Raw genomic sequence first — 15,385 nt, forward strand, 5'->3', positions numbered from 1 at the left:
CTTATTGGGCAGGGCTGGATGAGGGAGCCACGACGTCAGCGCTCACGGCACGAACATCAAGGCTGATCTGGTATTCGGTGTATTGGCGTGGTGCGACACTGAGCACCGCGCGCCATTGGGCGCGATCCAGTTCGCGATAACCCACCAGCAGACCGACCTGGCGTGTGGCCGGATCCAGGTCACGCTGGATAGTCAGTTGTTGTCCGGGCTGAACCATTATTTCATCCTGGTCGAGCAGGTCCAGGCCGAGGGTCGACTGGGCACGGTCAGCCAGGGCGAAGTAATCGGAGCGGCTGAAGGTGGCGGCGTTTTTCAGCTCGAAAAACCGCACCCGCACCGGGGCCGGCTGGCCGTTGGCGCCGGGATTGAGACCGGCAATTGCATGAAAATGCAACTCGATGGCCGCGGTATCCGCCCCTGCCTCGGCAGCGTCGGGTTTGGCGGCATCCTTGGCACATGCTGTCAGCAGCAGCGCGGTGGTGGCGGCGAGTAAAAACCTGGAAATCATCCTGCGTCCTCAATGACTGTTTAGCTGTCCGTTGTTCCATTTCTTGTTATTCGATAGCGTCGCTCAAGGGCGACGCTGTCGTGCGCTGTGCTCTTCGTAGGCACGGCTGAATTCACGTCCGAACAGGTCCTGGAAATCCTCCTGGGCCTCACGGGAAATATTGCTGTAGAGCTCGGTGAACTGTTGCCAGTACTGCGCTTGGCGCGAACCGTTGAAAATACTCGACAGCCCGCCGGGCTTGCCCATGCGTTCTTCCAACTGCGCCGGTTCAAAACGCGTGAGCAAGTGCTTGATGGCTGCTTCGACACCCGCCATCACCGCCAATTGGTGGGCGCGCAAGTCATCGAAACTGTCGCGCACCGCCAGGTCCGGCGCCATAAACGCTTGGTTGCCATGACGTAGCAACAGCAGTAACGCTTCATTGGCATCGGGGGCGAATTTCAACGGATTGTTTTCGACCGGTTGAATCGTCGTCTGCTGCATGCGGAACTCGCCCTTGAGGCTGCTGCGGGCACGCAACACATCGATCAGGCCCTCGACCATCAGCCGGTAGCTGCGCCCGATACTTTCCATCTGCGCCTCGGCCTGAGCCTTGTCCAAGCGCAGTTGATCAATGCCTGCACCGCGCAGGAAGGCTTGCAGCAGGTCGGGCTGGAGACTGTCGGCCACCGCCAGCGGGCGCTCGGCCACGGGCGGCTCAATGACCGGCGGGGGCGATACCGGGGCAGGTGTGCTGATCACCGGGGCAGGTGCATCGCCAAACAGGTCCCAGTCCTCGGGAATCACCGAATCCGGGACGACAGTTGCAGGCGGCTCTACCACCGGCAGTGGCGTTGGCGGGCGAAAGTCATGTTGCTCAGCCGGAACATGGTCGGGCTGGGTGGCGGGGGGAACCGTGGTGGGGGCAAGGAAATCGAACAGGTCCGGCAAGGTGTCCATCGAAGACGCACCCTGAAATTGCGGCGCGATCACCGGGGTGGTCAGCGGGACGGGTGTCGGGCTAACCACACCGCCACCCTGACGCCCCATCAGGGCTTCGAAACTGTTGGACGAATCACCGGCAAAGGGTTGGCTTTCGGCGACGTGCATATTGAAATCGATGCGCGCCTGGATTTCGTAATCACCGATTCGGATCAGTTCGCCATCTTGCAGCGGTTCGCTATTACCCCGGCGCAAACGAATGCCCGCCTTGACCAACTCCACACCATTGGTGCTGTTATCGGTCAAGTAATAACGACCCTCTTTGTATTGAATAAGGCAATGTTGCGCGGAAACCAGCCGCTCAGGATCAGGCAATACCCAGTCATTTTCAGGGTTGCGGCCAATTGCCATCACGCCCTGATCCATGGACTTTTCAGGGCATTGGCCAGGGGTAATCTTGTGATAACTAGTGATAGTCAAACACAGCGACATCGCGCCTCCTTGCTAACTACTTCGCACGCGGCCAACTCAAGAGAAAAAGGATCCCTCGGGTTTTCCGACTGATTGCGCAAACAACCTCTAAAAGCCTGTTTTATCAGCATGATCGCTGACTTTACCCGGTTCTTGTGGCAAAAATCCTGTGCCCGCACCTGCGCTGGCCTTGCGAACGTACGGGTTGTTAAGCACCGCACATCTGTCACACAGGGTGAATAGCTTACCTTGACAAGGCATAAGTACTACACCAAAAATGCAGAACTTCTTAAACGCAAGTAATGGCTCATTGATATTACAGTTCAATATGAGCCTGCTTGGATGAGCAAGAAAACATGCCTATAACCGTGAGTCGCCTCTCGCGCAACTAATAATGCATGAACTGTCCGCCACGTAAGCGGGCCGATATGGAGATCGAATTCAGTGGATGTGCCTTTGCTGCTCGCCGCCGTTTCCGCAACTTCGCCCTGTGGCGAAGACTTGGAATATGACGCGATTTACCTGCAACTTGAGCGTGATGCTCAAGGCCAGCCCGAGCGCAGCATGGGCGATTCGATCCTGCCCGCCGAGCCGCCACAATGGCGCAGCATCCAGCAGCAAAGCCTCGACCTGCTGCAACGCAGCAAAGACCTGCGCATCACCCATTTTCTCCTGCAAAGTTCCCTCGCCATGCAAGGCGTTGTCGGACTGACCACGGTCCTGACGTTGATCAACCAGTTGCTCAGGCAGTATTGGGCCGAGTTGCATCCACACCTGGATGCCGATGATGACAACGATCCCACCGTGCGCCTCAATGCCCTCGCCGGCCTGACGTCCGATACCACCATTCGTCTGCTGCGTGAAAGTATCCTTACTCGCTCACGAACCTTCGGCCCTGTCAGTCTGCGTGCAGCCCTCAACGCCAGCGGCCTGCAAAGTTTCCCCGGTGAAAATCTCGGCGCCGAACAGTTGGCCGGTGCCTTCCTCGACAGTGATGCCGAGCAGTTGGACGCCACCCGTGCCGCCCTGAACGAAGCTCGCGCGGCCTGCGAAGCTATCGAGCAACAGGTCAGCAGCCAAGTCGGTTCCGCCCAGGGCGTGGACCTTGGCCCGTTGAAGCAGCCCCTCAAGCAAGCCTTGCAGATCCTTGCACAATTGGCACCCCACAGCGAAGACAGCAGCGATCCCGACGCCGTCAGTGACGACAGCGCCACCCCGGTTGAATACGCTACTGCCCCCGCCGTGCCGCGCAACAACGGCGAAATCGCCAGCCGCGATGAAGTGCTGCGCAGCCTGGACCGAATCCTCGCGTACTACACTCGCTTTGAACCTTCCAGCCCACTGCCGGTGCTGTTGAATCGAGCGAAAAATCTGGTGCACGCCGACTTCGCGGCCATCGTGCGCAACCTGATACCCGACGGCATGACTCAATTTGAAAACCTGCGTGGACCGGACGGCGATTAAGCATCTGGACCTCGCAGTAACAACACCGTCGCTCAAGCGACCAGGAGCAGCAACGTGGCGAAGCAAAGTTCTCAGAAATTCATCGCGCGCAACCGAGCGCCTCGCGTGCAGATCGAGTACGACGTCGAGCTCTACGGCGCCGAGAAAAAGGTCCAACTGCCCTTCGTCATGGGTGTCATGGCCGATCTCGCCGGCAAGCCCGCCGAGCCGCTGGCGCCTGTGGCCGAACGCAAGTTCCTTGAAGTGGATGTGGACAATTTCGACTCCCGCCTCAAGGCCATGCAGCCACGTGTCGCGTTCCATGTGCCCAATGAACTGACCGGCGAAGGCAACCTGAGCCTGGACATCACCTTTGAAAGCATGGACGACTTCAGCCCCGCTGCTGTGGCCCGCAAGGTCGACTCGCTGAACAAACTGCTCGAAGCCCGCACCCAGCTAGCCAACCTGCTGACCTACATGGACGGCAAGACGGGCGCTGAGGAAATCATCATGAAGGCGATCAAGGACCCGGCATTGCTGCAGGCCCTCGCAAGCGCGCCGAAGCCAGCACAGGACCAATAATCATGACCGATACAGTCCGCGAAGGCGCCCAGAACCTCGGCGCCACCGAAGAAACCAGCGAGTTCGCATCGCTGCTGCTGCAAGAATTCAAACCCAAGACCGAGCGTGCCCGCGAAGCGGTGGAAACTGCCGTGCGCACCCTGGCCGAGCAGGCCCTGGCGCAGACCGACCTGGTGTCCAACGACGCCATCAAGTCGATCGAATCGATCATCGCCGCCATCGATGCCAAGCTCACCGCCCAGGTCAACCAGGTCATCCACCACCCCGATTTCCAGCAACTGGAAAGCGCCTGGCGTGGCTTGCACTACCTGGTCAGCAACACTGAGAGCGATGAGCAACTGAAGATTCGCGTGCTCAACATCTCCAAGCCCGACCTGCACAAGACCCTGAAGAAATTCAAAGGTACCGCGTGGGACCAGAGCCCGATCTTCAAGAAGATGTACGAAGAAGAATACGGCCAGTTCGGCGGCGAACCTTACGGTTGCCTGGTAGGCGATTATTACTTCGATCAGTCGCCGCCTGACGTCGAGCTGCTGGGCGAGCTGTCGAAAGTCTGCGCGGCCATGCATTCGCCGTTCATCGCCGCCGCCTCTCCGACAGTGATGGGCATGGGCTCGTGGCAGGAACTGTCGAACCCGCGCGACTTGACCAAGATCTTCACCACCCCGGAATACGCCGGCTGGCGCTCATTGCGTGAATCGGAAGACGCGCGCTACATCGGCCTGACCATGCCACGCTTTCTGGCACGCCTGCCGTATGGCGCCAAGACCGACCCGGTGGAAGCTTTTGCCTTCGAAGAAAACACCGACGGTGCCGACAGCTCCAAGTACACCTGGGCCAACGCCGCGTACGCGATGGCCGTGAATATCAATCGTTCGTTCAAACACTATGGCTGGTGCTCGCGCATCCGCGGCGTGGAGTCCGGCGGCGAAGTGGAAAACCTGCCTGCCCACACCTTCCCCACCGACGATGGCGGTGTGGACATGAAGTGCCCGACCGAAATCGCCATCAGCGACCGCCGCGAAGCGGAACTGGCGAAGAACGGTTTCATGCCGCTGCTGCACAAGAAAAACACCGACTTCGCCGCGTTCATCGGCGCCCAGTCGCTGCAGAAGCCCGCTGAATACGATGACCCGGACGCCACCGCCAACGCCAACCTGGCCGCGCGCCTGCCGTACCTGTTCGCCACCTGCCGCTTCGCCCACTACTTGAAGTGCATCGTGCGCGACAAGATCGGCTCCTTCAAAGAGAAGGACGAAATGCAGCGCTGGTTGCAGGACTGGATCCTCAACTATGTCGACGGCGACCCGGCACACTCCACCGAAACCACCAAGGCCCAGCACCCACTGGCGGCTGCCGAAGTGATCGTGGAAGACGTAGAAGGCAATCCTGGGTACTACAACTCCAAGTTCTACCTGCGCCCGCACTACCAGCTTGAAGGGCTGACCGTGTCGTTGCGCCTGGTATCGAAACTGCCTTCGGCGAAGAGCGCGTAAAAGTCGGGACCGGCTCGCTCTCTGTAGGAGCGAGCTTGCTCGCGAAAAACTTGAAGGCGCCGCGTTCATTCAGGATGCCAGCGTCATCGTTGACGACCTTCGCGAGCAAGCTCGCTCCTACAAAGGTCGGCGACGCCAACAAATTCTGTGGCAGAGACCACACTGGGAGAAAACATGGCTGTTGATATTTTCATCAAGATCGGCGACATCAAGGGCGAGTCCATGGACAAGTCCCACAAAGACGAAGTCGACGTATTGAACTGGAGCTGGGGCATGGCCCAGCCCGGCAACATGCACGTCGGCGGCGGCGGCGGCGCGGGCAAAGTGAATATCCAGGACCTGTCGCTGACCAAGTACGTCGACAAGGCCCCGCCCAACCTGATGATGCACTGCGCCAGCGGCAAGCACATCGACAAGGTCACCCTGACCGTGCGCAAGGCCGGCGGTGAAAGCCAGGTCGAGTACATGATCATCAACCTGGAAGAAGTACTGGTCACGTCCCTGAGCACCGGCGGCTCGGGCAGCGATGATCGCCTGACTGAAAACGTCACCCTGAACTTCGCCCAGGTGCTGGTGGACTACCAGCCACAGAAATCCGACGGCACCAAAGACGGCGGCCCGATCAAGTTTGGCTGGAATATCCGCTCCAACACCAAGCGTTGATACAACACACCCCTGGCGTCACGCGCCGGGGGTTTGGTGCTTGCTCGAATTCGACCTCTTTCTCTTCGGTATCTGAGTCATGGCCAAACCTTCGTTTATCAATTTGTGGAACAGCTATCCACCCTACCCGTCTGCCGTGCCCGCCTGCGACGGTCCCTGGGTCAACCAGTGCGCCATTCGCATGAGCATCGCTCTGTGCGGCGAACGAACGCTACCGGTCAACTCGTCGACTTATACTCTCGACCCGCGATGCGCTCACGGACACGCCCGAGGCGCGGAATCGCTGGCGAACTGGCTGTGGAAGAAAAAGCAGCTCGGTCCACCAAAGGTTTACACCAATAGCGTGGCCGACCGCACTGTATTGATGAGCAAGACGGGCATCATTTTTTTCAGGAACTGCTACCAGCAAAGTAGCGACACGGCTGGCGCGCCCACTGGCGACCATATCGACCTGTGGAACCGAGGCCTGACCAGAAGCGGTGATCTATTCTCAAGATCCCAGGCCATCTGGTTCTGGGAGCTTTTGTAATGCGCAGACCTTTTCTTTTTACGGCGCTGGCAGCAAGCCTTATCAGTCTGAGTGCGTGCGCGGGAGAAGAAGTACCCACGCCAACAGCCCCAACCCAAGCGGTTTTTGTCGGGCAACCCTTGAACCTGATCAACGATCAAGGTCGCTGCACTCTCGTAAAACCCGACAAGAGCCACCTGAGGCTCGACATGGAATGGCCTTGCCAGTTCAGCCTTGGCCAGGACCGGCAATTGCGTGTTGAGACCTTTAACCAAGTCCCGATTTTTATGGTTGAACGCAGCGAACATATGCCGGCACCCAGCCGCGATTGCCTGACCAAACTCCAGGCGGTACGCCAGGTCAAGGAAACGCTGGAAGTCTCGGATGTGAACCAGTTCGCCTCCTGCGGCCCTGGTCAGTGGGATCAGAAAATGTACACGGGCTTCTTTCGGTGGTAACCGAAATCGCCACCCGCGATCGTTTGCAGCCGTCCCTGCTGGACCGGTTGACCGACGACGACCCGAGTAATCCCAAGGAAAGCGCCGACAAACGCGTGCTGTCCCTGACCCAACTGAAAGCCTCGGTGCTGCGTGACCTGGCGTGGCTGCTCAACACCACCTCTTTGCTCAGTGCCGATGCCACGTTGCATACCCCGGCCGGTACCTCGGTGGTCAATTACGGCCTCCCGGCATTGGCGGGCAACAGTGCGTCCAGCGTCGATATCAGTGCCCTGGAAGCCTTGATCTACCAGGCCATTGCCACCTTTGAGCCGCGCATCCTGCGTCACACCCTGCGGGTCAAAGCGCGTGTGGCCCACGGCGAGATGAACCACAACGCCTTGAGTTTCGAGATCGAGGGCGATTTGTGGGCCCAGCCGGTGCCGTTGCGCCTGCTGCTGCAAACCGACCTGGACCTGGAATCCGGCCATGTGCGCGTGGTCAATGCCGACCAGCGGAGACGCCCATGAATCCGCGCCTGCTGGAACTGTACAACCAGGAACTGCACCACGTGCGCGAAAGCGCCGCGGAGTTCGCCAAGGAATACCCGAAGATTGCCAGTCGGCTGACCCTGTCCGGCATGGACTGCGCCGACCCGTATGTAGAACGTTTGCTCGAAGGCTTCGCCTACCTCACCGCGCGAGTGCAGCTCAAGCTCGACGCCGAATACCCGACCTTCACCCATAACTTGCTGGAAATCGCCTACCCGCACTACCTGGCACCGACGCCGTCGATGACCGTGGTGCAGTTGCAGGCTGACCCCGATGAAGGTTCTCTGGCCAGCGGTTTTCCACTGCCGCGGGACACCGTCTTGCGCTCAGCCCTGGGCCGTGAAACCCAGACCTGCTGCGAGTACCGCACCGCGCACCCGGTGACGCTGTGGCCGCTGCAAGTCAGCCACGCCGAGTACTTCGGTAACCCGTCTGCCGTGCTCGGACGCCTGGCCGCCAGTGAACCCAAAGCCAAGGCCGGTTTGCGCCTGACCCTGCGCACCGGTGCCGAGCTGCCGTTCAACAGCCTGGCCCTGGACAACCTGCCGCTGTACCTCAGTGGCGCCGATGAACAACCGTTCCGCCTTTACGAACAACTGCTGGGCAATGCCTGCGCGGTGTTCGCCCGCAAGCCGGGTGGCGATTGGGTCGAGCGCCTGCCACAGGATGCCTTGCGCTCCCGGGGTTTTGACGACGCCGATGCGGCGATGCCGGTGGTGCCTCGAGCCTTCCAGGGCTATCGGCTGCTGCAGGAATACTTCGCCCTGCCCCATCGTTTCTTGTTCGTTGAGTTCGCGCAGTTGAGCCGTGCGGTGAAACGCTGCGATGGCCAGGAGCTGGAATTGATCGTGCTGTTCGACCGTCATGACCCGAGCCTGGAAGGCAGTGTCGGCGCCGCGCAGTTCGTGCCGTTCTGTACCCCGGCGATCAACCTGTTTCCCAAGCGGGTAGACCGCATTCACTTGTCCGAACGGGTCAACGAACACCATGTGATCGCCGACCGTACCCGGCCAATGGATTTCGAGATTCACTCCCTGAGCGGTATTACCGGTCATGGCACCGGGCCGGAGCAGCCGTTCTTGCCGTTCTATGCCGTGCGCGACCCGTCGCGCTATGGCCGTGACCAGGCTTACTACACTGTGCGTCGTGAGCCTCGGGTGTTGTCCAGCGACCAACGTCGTAATGGCCCACGCTCTACCTATGTGGGCAGCGAAACCTTTGTCAGCCTGGTGGACAGTCAGCAGGCGCCCTACCGCCACGACCTGCGCCAACTGGGTGTGACGGCGCTGTGTACCAACCGTGACCTGCCGCTGTTCATGAGCGTGGGCAATGGCAAGACCGATTTCACCCTGGCCGATAGCGCCCCGGTGCTGGCGGTACGCTGCGTCGCCGGGCCCAGCCGTCCGCGCGCCAGCCACGCCCATGATGCCAAGGCCTGGCGCTTGATCAGCCAGTTGTCGCTCAACTACCTGTCCCTCAGCGAACAAGGCCAGGGCGCCGCCGCGCTGCGCGAATTGCTGCGCCTATATGGCGACAGCAACGACGCAGCCCTGCAATTGCAGATCGAAGGCCTGCGGGAAGTCAGCAGCAAGGCCGTGACCCGCCGCCTGCCGATGCCCGGCCCGATCGTGTTTGGACGGGGCCTGGAAATTACCCTGGAATTTGACGAAAACGCGTTCCGCGGCACCGGCGTGTTTCTGCTCGGCGCGGTATTCGAACGCTTCTTGGCACGTTATGTGTCGATCAACAGTTTTACCGAGACGGTGATCTGTACCACCGAACGCGGCGAGATCATGCGATGGAAAGCCAAGCCCGGACGCCGTCCGACCCTGTGAACACGCTGTCGGCGATGCATCAGGAGCCCTGGGAATATGACTTCTTCCAGGCGCTGCGCCGTATCGAGTGTGAATCGCCGGACCTGCCGCGCCTGGGCCACTCCCTGCGCCTGGCGGATGATCCGCTGCGTCTCGGGCAACAGGCCGACTGCACTTTCGCCCCGGCCACCCTGGCCTCGGTAGACCCTGGTTTCGAAGGCAAGCCTGCGCGGCTGGAACAGTTTTTTTTCGGCCTTGGCGGCCCCAACGGCCCGCTGCCGCTGCACATCACCGAATACGTGCGTGAGCGCCAGCGCAACAATGCCGACAGCACCAGCAAGCGCTTCCTGGATGTGTTCCACCATCGCCTGCTGAGCCTGTTCTACCGGGCTTGGGCCGAGGCGCGGCCAACGGTCAGCCATGATCGCCCGGACGATGATTACTGGTCGGCGCGGCTGGCGGCATTGAGCGGCCGAGGCATGCCAAGCCTGCTGGAACAAGGGCTGATTCCCGACACAGCGAAACTGCACTACAGCGGTCATCTGTCGGCACAGACCCGCTACCCGGACGGCTTAAAGGCCATTCTCAGCGAGTACTTCGGCCTGCCGGTGGAGATCGAAGAGTACGTCGGCCAATGGCTGGAACTGCCGGAACGCAGCCGCGTCAGTGTCAGCGCCAACCAGCTCGGCGTCGACTTTTGCCTGGGCAGCCATGTGTGGGACCGCCAGCATAAGTTCCGTATCCGCCTGGGCCCACTCAAGCTCGATGACTATATGGGCATGCTGCCTGGCAGTCAGCCGTTCAACGAACTGGTGGCCTGGGTGGCCGAGTACCTGGGCCACGAATTGGACTGGGACCTCAACCTGGTTCTGCAACAACCTGAAGTACCGGTGCTGCAGCTCAATGGCCAGTTCCGCCTGGGCTTCAATACCTGGCTCGGCCAACCCGCGCACGACGCCAACGACCTAATCCTGGCCCGGCATTACGCCGAGCTCGCCAACACCTCAAGGAATCCAGAGCATGGGTGAAATCAGTCGCGCCGCACTGTTCGGCAAACTCAACAGCGTGGCCTACAAGGCTATCGAAGCCGCCACCGTGTTCTGCAAGCTGCGGGGCAATCCGTACGTGGAACTGGCCCACTGGTTTCACCAATTGTTGCAGCTGCAGGACTCGGACCTGCACCGCCTCATCCGTCAGTTCAACATTGAGCCGGCGCGCCTGGCCCGCGATCTGACCGAAGCCCTCGACCGCCTGCCCCGTGGCTCGACATCAATCACTGACCTGTCGTCCCATGTGGAAGAAGCCGTGGAGCGCGGCTGGGTTTACGGCAGCCTGATGTTTGGCGAAAGCCAGGTGCGCACCGGTTACCTGGTACTGGGAATTCTCAAAACCCCTAGCCTGCGCCATGCGCTGCTGGGCTTGTCGTCGGAGTTCGACAAAATCAAGCCCGAGGCCTTGAGCGAGCGCTTTGATGAGTACGTCGGCGACTCGCCAGAAAACGCCCTCACCGCCAGCGACGGCTTCAATGCGGGTGCCGTGCCGGGTGAAGCCAGCGGCGCCATGGCCCCGAGTGCCATGGGCAAGCAGGAAGCCCTCAAGCGTTTTACCGTCGACCTGACCGAACAGGCCCGCAGCGGCAAGCTTGACCCCATCGTCGGCCGTGACGAAGAGATCCGCCAATTGGTGGACATCCTCATGCGTCGCCGCCAGAACAACCCGATCCTCACCGGTGAAGCCGGCGTCGGCAAAACCGCTGTGGTCGAAGGTTTTGCCCTGCGCATCGTCGCCGGCGACGTGCCGCCGGCATTGAAAGATGTGGAGCTGCGCAGCCTTGATGTTGGCCTGTTGCAAGCCGGCGCCAGCATGAAAGGCGAGTTCGAACAGCGCCTGCGCCAGGTCATCGAAGACGTTCAGGCCTCACCCAAGCCGATCATCTTGTTTATCGACGAAGCCCACACCCTGGTGGGTGCCGGCGGTGCGGCCGGCACCGGTGACGCGGCCAACCTGCTCAAGCCGGCCCTGGCCCGTGGCACCTTGCGTACCGTAGCCGCCACCACCTGGGCCGAGTACAAGAAGCACATCGAAAAAGACCCGGCCCTGACCCGCCGCTTCCAGGTGGTGCAAGTCGCCGAGCCGTCGGAAGACAAGGCGCTGCTGATGATGCGCGGCGTGGCCTCGACCATGGAAAAACACCACCAGGTGCAGATCCTCGACGAAGCCCTGGAAGCCTCGGTGAAGCTGTCCCACCGCTACATCCCGGCGCGCCAGTTGCCGGACAAATCCGTGAGCCTGCTGGACACCGCCTGCGCCCGCGTCGCCATCAGCCTGCACGCGGTCCCCGCGGAAGTGGACGACAGTCGCCGCCGTATCGAAGCGCTGGAAACCGAGCTGCAAATCATCGCCCGCGAGCATGCCATCGGTATCACCATCGGCGCCCGCCAGAGCAACAGCGAAGCGTTGCTGACTGCCGAGCGTGAACGCCTGGCGACCCTGGAAAGCCGTTGGCGCGACGAAAAAACCCTGGTGGACGAACTGCTCGCAACCCGCGCCACACTGCGGGAAAAAGCCGGCGTGGTGGACAGCGACGCAGGTACCGACGAGAGCCATGCACTGCGGGAAAAACTGGTTGACCTGCAACAGCGCCTGACGGCCCTGCAAGGCGAAACCCCGCTGATCCTGCCGACCGTGGATTACCAGGCCGTGGCCTCCGTGGTCGCCGACTGGACCGGTATCCCGGTGGGCCGCATGGCGCGTAACGAACTGGAGACGGTGCTCAACCTCGACCAGCACCTGAAGAAACGCATCATCGGCCAGGACCACGCCTTGCAGATGATCGCCAAGCGCATCCAGACGTCCCGCGCCGGCCTCGACAACCCGAGCAAGCCCATCGGCGTGTTCATGCTGGCCGGCACCTCCGGCGTGGGCAAGACCGAAACCGCCCTGGCCCTGGCCGAAGCCATGTACGGCGGCGAGCAGAACGTCATCACCATCAACATGAGCGAGTTCCAGGAAGCCCACACGGTGTCGACCCTCAAGGGCGCGCCACCGGGTTATATCGGCTACGGCGAAGGCGGCGTACTGACCGAGGCGGTGCGGCGCAAGCCCTACAGCGTGGTGCTGTTGGACGAGGTGGAAAAAGCCCATCCGGATGTACACGAAATTTTCTTCCAGGTCTTCGACAAGGGCGTGATGGAGGACGGCGAAGGCCGGGTGATCGACTTCAAGAACACCTTGATCCTGCTGACCACCAACGCCGGTACCGAGCTGATTTCCCGGGTCTGCAAAGACCCGGCGAACATCCCGGAACCCGAGGAAATCGCCAAGGCCCTGCGTCAACCGCTGCTGGAAATTTTCCCGCCGGCATTGCTTGGGCGCCTGGTGACAATTCCTTACTACCCGCTGAGCGACGAGATGCTCAAGGCGATCACTCGCCTGCAACTCAACCGCATCAAGAAGCGCGTGGAGAACACCCACAAGGTCGACTTCAACTACGACGACGACGTGGTCGACCTGATCGTGTCCCGCTGCACCGAAACCGAAAGTGGCGGGCGGATGATCGACACCATCCTGACCAACAGCCTGCTGCCGGACATGAGCCGCGAGTTCCTCACCCGGATGATGGAAGGCAAGGCGCTGGCCGGGGTGCGAATCAGCACGCGGGATAACGAATTACACTACGACTTCAGCGACGCGGCGTAAACAATGCTATTCAACCAATCGTCACGCCTGGCCAAGATCACCAGCCCCCTGGGGCCGGATGTGCCTGAACCTGCAACTGGCGGATGGTGGCGAGCGTTATTTCCACGGGATCGTCGCCCGTTGCAGCCAGAACATCGACCAAGGCCAGTTCGCCAGTTACCAGGTCACGCTGCGTCCATGGCTGTGGCTGCTCAGTCGCACCTCTGATTGCCGAATTTTCCAGAACCTGAGCATCCCACAGATCATCAAGCAGGTATTTCGCGACCTGGGTTTTTCCGATTTTGAAGACGCCTTGAGCCGGCCATACCGCGAGTGGGAATACTGCGTGCAGTACCGCGAGACCAGCTTTGATTTCGTCAGCCGGTTGATGGAGCAGGAAGGCATCTACTACTTCTTCCGCCATGAGCAGGACCGCCATGTACTGGTGTTGGCCGATGCTTATGGCGCCCATGCCGGTGTGGTCGGCTACGGCTCCGTGCCCTACTACCCCAAGGATGAGCAGCAACGTGAGCGGGACCATATGCACAACTGGCACCTCGCCCAGGAAGTGCAGCCAGGCTCCCTGGAACTCAACGATTACGACTTCCAGCGCCCCAGCGCCAGCATCGACGTACGCTCGGCGATGCCACGCCCGCACACCGCCGGCGACTATCCGCTGTACGACTACCCCGGCACTTACGTACAAAGCGAAGACGGTGAACACTATGCCCGCACCCGCATCGAAGCCCTGCAAACCCTGCACGAACAAGTAGAGTTCAGCGGCAACGCACGGGGCCTGGGCGCCGGCAACCTGTTCAGCCTCACCGGCTTCAGCCGCCAGGACCAGAACCGCGAATACCTGATCATCGGCGCGCGGTACTACATCGCTCAGGAAAGCCTGGAAAGTGGCGGCAGTGTGGCGTCCGCACAATTCGAAAGCAGCCTGACCTGCATCCCGGCGCAACAGAGTTTCCGCACCTTGGCCAACACCCACCGGCCAGTGGTCAAAGGCCCCCAAACTGCGTTGGTGGTGGGCCCCAAGGGCGAGGAAATCTGGACTGACCAGTACGGCCGGGTGAAGGTGCATTTCTATTGGGACCGTCACGACCAGTCCAACGAAAACAGCTCGTGCTGGATTCGTGTGTCGCAATCCTGGGCGGGGAAAAACTGGGGCTCGATGCAGATTCCACGGATCGGCCAGGAAGTGATTGTCAGCTTCCTCGAGGGTGATCCCGACCGCCCGATCATCACCGGGAGGGTGTACAACGCCGAACAGACCGTGCCTTACGACCTGCCGGAAAACGCGACCCAAAGCGGGATGAAAAGCCGCTCCAGCAAAGGCGGCACGCCGGCCAACTTCAATGAAATCCGCATGGAGGACAAGAAGGGGTTGGAGCAGTTATACATCCATGCCGAGCGTAATCAGGACATCGTGGTTGAGGTGGATGAAAGTCATTCGGTGGGGCATGACCGTAACAAAAGTATTGGGCATAACGAGACGGTGACTATTGGTGCCAATCGTCTGCGGGTGGTTCGCGACAACGATACCGTGCTCGTCGGCGGGGCGAAATCCGACAGTGCCGCCACGCACTACACCATTGAAGCTGGCGAGAAAATTCGCCTGGTGTGCGGCGCTAGCGTGATTGAACTCCTCGCCGGAGGTGAGGTGAACCTCACCTGCGGCTCGTTCAATTTGTTCTCCACGGGCAGCAGCAAGATCCAGACAAAGGGCAAGTTGGATATCAACCTGGGCAGTGACGAGGGCACGTCGCCTGGTACCCAGGGCGTGCAAGAAAAGATCAAGTCTGCCGTCGAGTCGAAATTTTCCGGCAAACCCAACGCCGATCAATAACGAGATTTCCCGCAATGAATTATCTGATCAACGAAGCCCAATTCACCTTGCCCGACGAGGGGCTGCAGGACGCTTCGATTAATATTCTCAAGTTCGCCAAGCTGGGCACCACGCTGGTGGTCAGCCGCAGCCCACTGGCGGACGGTGAAACCTTGCAGAGCAACTTCGAAGGCCAACTGAAAAAACTCGAACAGCAGGTCAAGGACCTTCGTTATTCGCCGGCGCAAGCCGTCAAGGTGGGGCCGGCGCAGGACATCGACGCCTTTGAGGTGCAGAACCGTTTCAACAAAGGCAGCGACAACATTTACCAATACCAGTTAGCAATGCAGATACCGGGCACACGCCGCCTGATCGCCTTGAGTTACGTCAAGACCCAGCCCCTTGGGCCGGCTGAAGCGGCGCACTGGGCAACGCTTAAAGATACGCTCAACTTCTTCGCCACGCCCTGAACCGAGTCTGAG

General features: G+C 60.6%; 13 protein-coding genes and 1 pseudogene. 12 read left to right on the plus strand and 2 right to left on the minus strand.

The genetic code is table 11. From position 1 onward, the window contains the following. Position 1: 1 nt before the first annotated feature. Together tssJ and tagH are read right to left on the minus strand one after the other, a co-directional pair. Positions 2 to 508 (minus strand): type VI secretion system lipoprotein TssJ, encoded by a 507-nt coding sequence (gene tssJ / locus GIR22_RS00365; protein ID WP_154741378.1) that lies wholly within the window; start codon positions 506 to 508, stop codon positions 2 to 4. Positions 509 to 571: 63 nt separating this feature from the next. Then, positions 572 to 1,921: a type VI secretion system-associated FHA domain protein TagH gene (gene tagH / locus GIR22_RS00370; protein WP_154741379.1), complete on the minus strand. Its 1,350-nt coding sequence runs from the start codon at positions 1,919 to 1,921 to the stop codon at positions 572 to 574. Positions 1,922 to 2,344: 423 nt separating this feature from the next. On the opposite strand from tagH, the gene tssA reads away from it, so the two are divergent. From tssA to GIR22_RS00430, 12 genes and pseudogenes are all read left to right on the plus strand, one after another. Next, on the plus strand, positions 2,345 to 3,364 hold the full coding sequence (tssA, locus tag GIR22_RS00375) for a type VI secretion system protein TssA (RefSeq protein WP_178122002.1): 1,020 nt from the start codon (positions 2,345 to 2,347) through the stop codon (positions 3,362 to 3,364). Between the two features lie 54 nt (positions 3,365 to 3,418). Next, positions 3,419 to 3,925, plus strand: a complete 507-nt coding sequence (gene tssB, locus GIR22_RS00380) for a type VI secretion system contractile sheath small subunit (protein ID WP_178122003.1) — start codon at positions 3,419 to 3,421, stop codon at positions 3,923 to 3,925. A 2-nt stretch (positions 3,926 to 3,927) separates the two neighbouring features. Continuing rightward, positions 3,928 to 5,421: a type VI secretion system contractile sheath large subunit gene (gene tssC / locus GIR22_RS00385; protein WP_154741380.1), complete on the plus strand. Its 1,494-nt coding sequence runs from the start codon at positions 3,928 to 3,930 to the stop codon at positions 5,419 to 5,421. A gap of 174 nt (positions 5,422 to 5,595) precedes the next feature. Then, positions 5,596 to 6,084 carry an Hcp family type VI secretion system effector gene (locus GIR22_RS00390; protein ID WP_154741381.1) on the plus strand — a complete coding sequence of 163 codons (489 nt, stop codon included), beginning with the start codon at positions 5,596 to 5,598 and terminating at the stop codon, positions 6,082 to 6,084. A 79-nt stretch (positions 6,085 to 6,163) separates the two neighbouring features. Further along, the gene (locus GIR22_RS00395) at positions 6,164 to 6,613 is read left to right on the plus strand and encodes a type VI secretion system amidase effector protein Tae4 (RefSeq protein ID WP_154741382.1); all 450 of its coding nucleotides are present in this window, start codon (positions 6,164 to 6,166) and stop codon (positions 6,611 to 6,613) included. Between the two features lie 188 nt (positions 6,614 to 6,801). Beyond that, entirely contained in the window at positions 6,802 to 7,050 is a 249-nt protein-coding gene (locus tag GIR22_RS26170) for a hypothetical protein (protein WP_246207725.1), read from the plus strand. Continuing rightward, positions 7,044 to 7,559, plus strand: a complete 516-nt coding sequence (tssE, locus tag GIR22_RS00405) for a type VI secretion system baseplate subunit TssE (RefSeq protein WP_178122004.1) — start codon at positions 7,044 to 7,046, stop codon at positions 7,557 to 7,559. The genes GIR22_RS26170 and tssE overlap by 7 nt, the downstream gene beginning before the upstream one ends. Beyond that, positions 7,556 to 9,415, plus strand: a complete 1,860-nt coding sequence (gene tssF / locus GIR22_RS00410) for a type VI secretion system baseplate subunit TssF (RefSeq protein WP_154741384.1) — start codon at positions 7,556 to 7,558, stop codon at positions 9,413 to 9,415. The genes tssE and tssF overlap by 4 nt, the downstream gene beginning before the upstream one ends. Next, positions 9,379 to 10,422, plus strand: coding sequence for a type VI secretion system baseplate subunit TssG (tssG, locus tag GIR22_RS00415; RefSeq protein WP_154741385.1), 1,044 nt, complete (start codon positions 9,379 to 9,381; stop codon positions 10,420 to 10,422). The genes tssF and tssG overlap by 37 nt, the downstream gene beginning before the upstream one ends. Beyond that, complete coding sequence (tssH, locus tag GIR22_RS00420; protein ID WP_154741386.1) at positions 10,415 to 13,093, plus strand: type VI secretion system ATPase TssH; 2,679 nt, start codon at positions 10,415 to 10,417, stop codon at positions 13,091 to 13,093. The genes tssG and tssH overlap by 8 nt, the downstream gene beginning before the upstream one ends. 3 nt (positions 13,094 to 13,096) lie before the next feature. Continuing rightward, a pseudogene (locus tag GIR22_RS00425) lies at positions 13,097 to 14,924 on the plus strand (type VI secretion system Vgr family protein). Between the two features lie 14 nt (positions 14,925 to 14,938). Next, a complete protein-coding gene (locus GIR22_RS00430; RefSeq protein WP_154741387.1) occupies positions 14,939 to 15,373 on the plus strand; it encodes a DcrB-related protein in 435 nt (144 codons plus the stop codon). Positions 15,374 to 15,385 lie beyond the last annotated feature (12 nt).

It is taken from the genome of Pseudomonas karstica, assembly GCF_009707515.1.
GTDB lineage: Bacteria > Pseudomonadota > Gammaproteobacteria > Pseudomonadales > Pseudomonadaceae > Aquipseudomonas > Aquipseudomonas karstica.

Excerpts from the sequence above, each read along its gene's own strand:
- tssJ (WP_154741378.1), bottom strand. The coding sequence starts at position 508 with ATGATTTCCAGGTTTTTACTCGCCGCCACCACCGCGCTGCTGCTGACA.
- tagH (WP_154741379.1), bottom strand. The coding sequence starts at position 1,921 with ATGTCGCTGTGTTTGACTATCACTAGTTATCACAAGATTACCCCTGGC.
- tssC (WP_154741380.1), top strand. The coding sequence starts at position 3,928 with ATGACCGATACAGTCCGCGAAGGCGCCCAGAACCTCGGCGCCACCGAA.
- GIR22_RS00390 (WP_154741381.1), top strand. The coding sequence starts at position 5,596 with ATGGCTGTTGATATTTTCATCAAGATCGGCGACATCAAGGGCGAGTCC.
- GIR22_RS00395 (WP_154741382.1), top strand. The coding sequence starts at position 6,164 with ATGGCCAAACCTTCGTTTATCAATTTGTGGAACAGCTATCCACCCTAC.
- GIR22_RS26170 (WP_246207725.1), top strand. The coding sequence starts at position 6,802 with ATGGAATGGCCTTGCCAGTTCAGCCTTGGCCAGGACCGGCAATTGCGT.
- tssF (WP_154741384.1), top strand. The coding sequence starts at position 7,556 with ATGAATCCGCGCCTGCTGGAACTGTACAACCAGGAACTGCACCACGTG.
- tssG (WP_154741385.1), top strand. The coding sequence starts at position 9,379 with ATGGAAAGCCAAGCCCGGACGCCGTCCGACCCTGTGAACACGCTGTCG.
- tssH (WP_154741386.1), top strand. The coding sequence starts at position 10,415 with ATGGGTGAAATCAGTCGCGCCGCACTGTTCGGCAAACTCAACAGCGTG.
- GIR22_RS00430 (WP_154741387.1), top strand. The coding sequence starts at position 14,939 with ATGAATTATCTGATCAACGAAGCCCAATTCACCTTGCCCGACGAGGGG.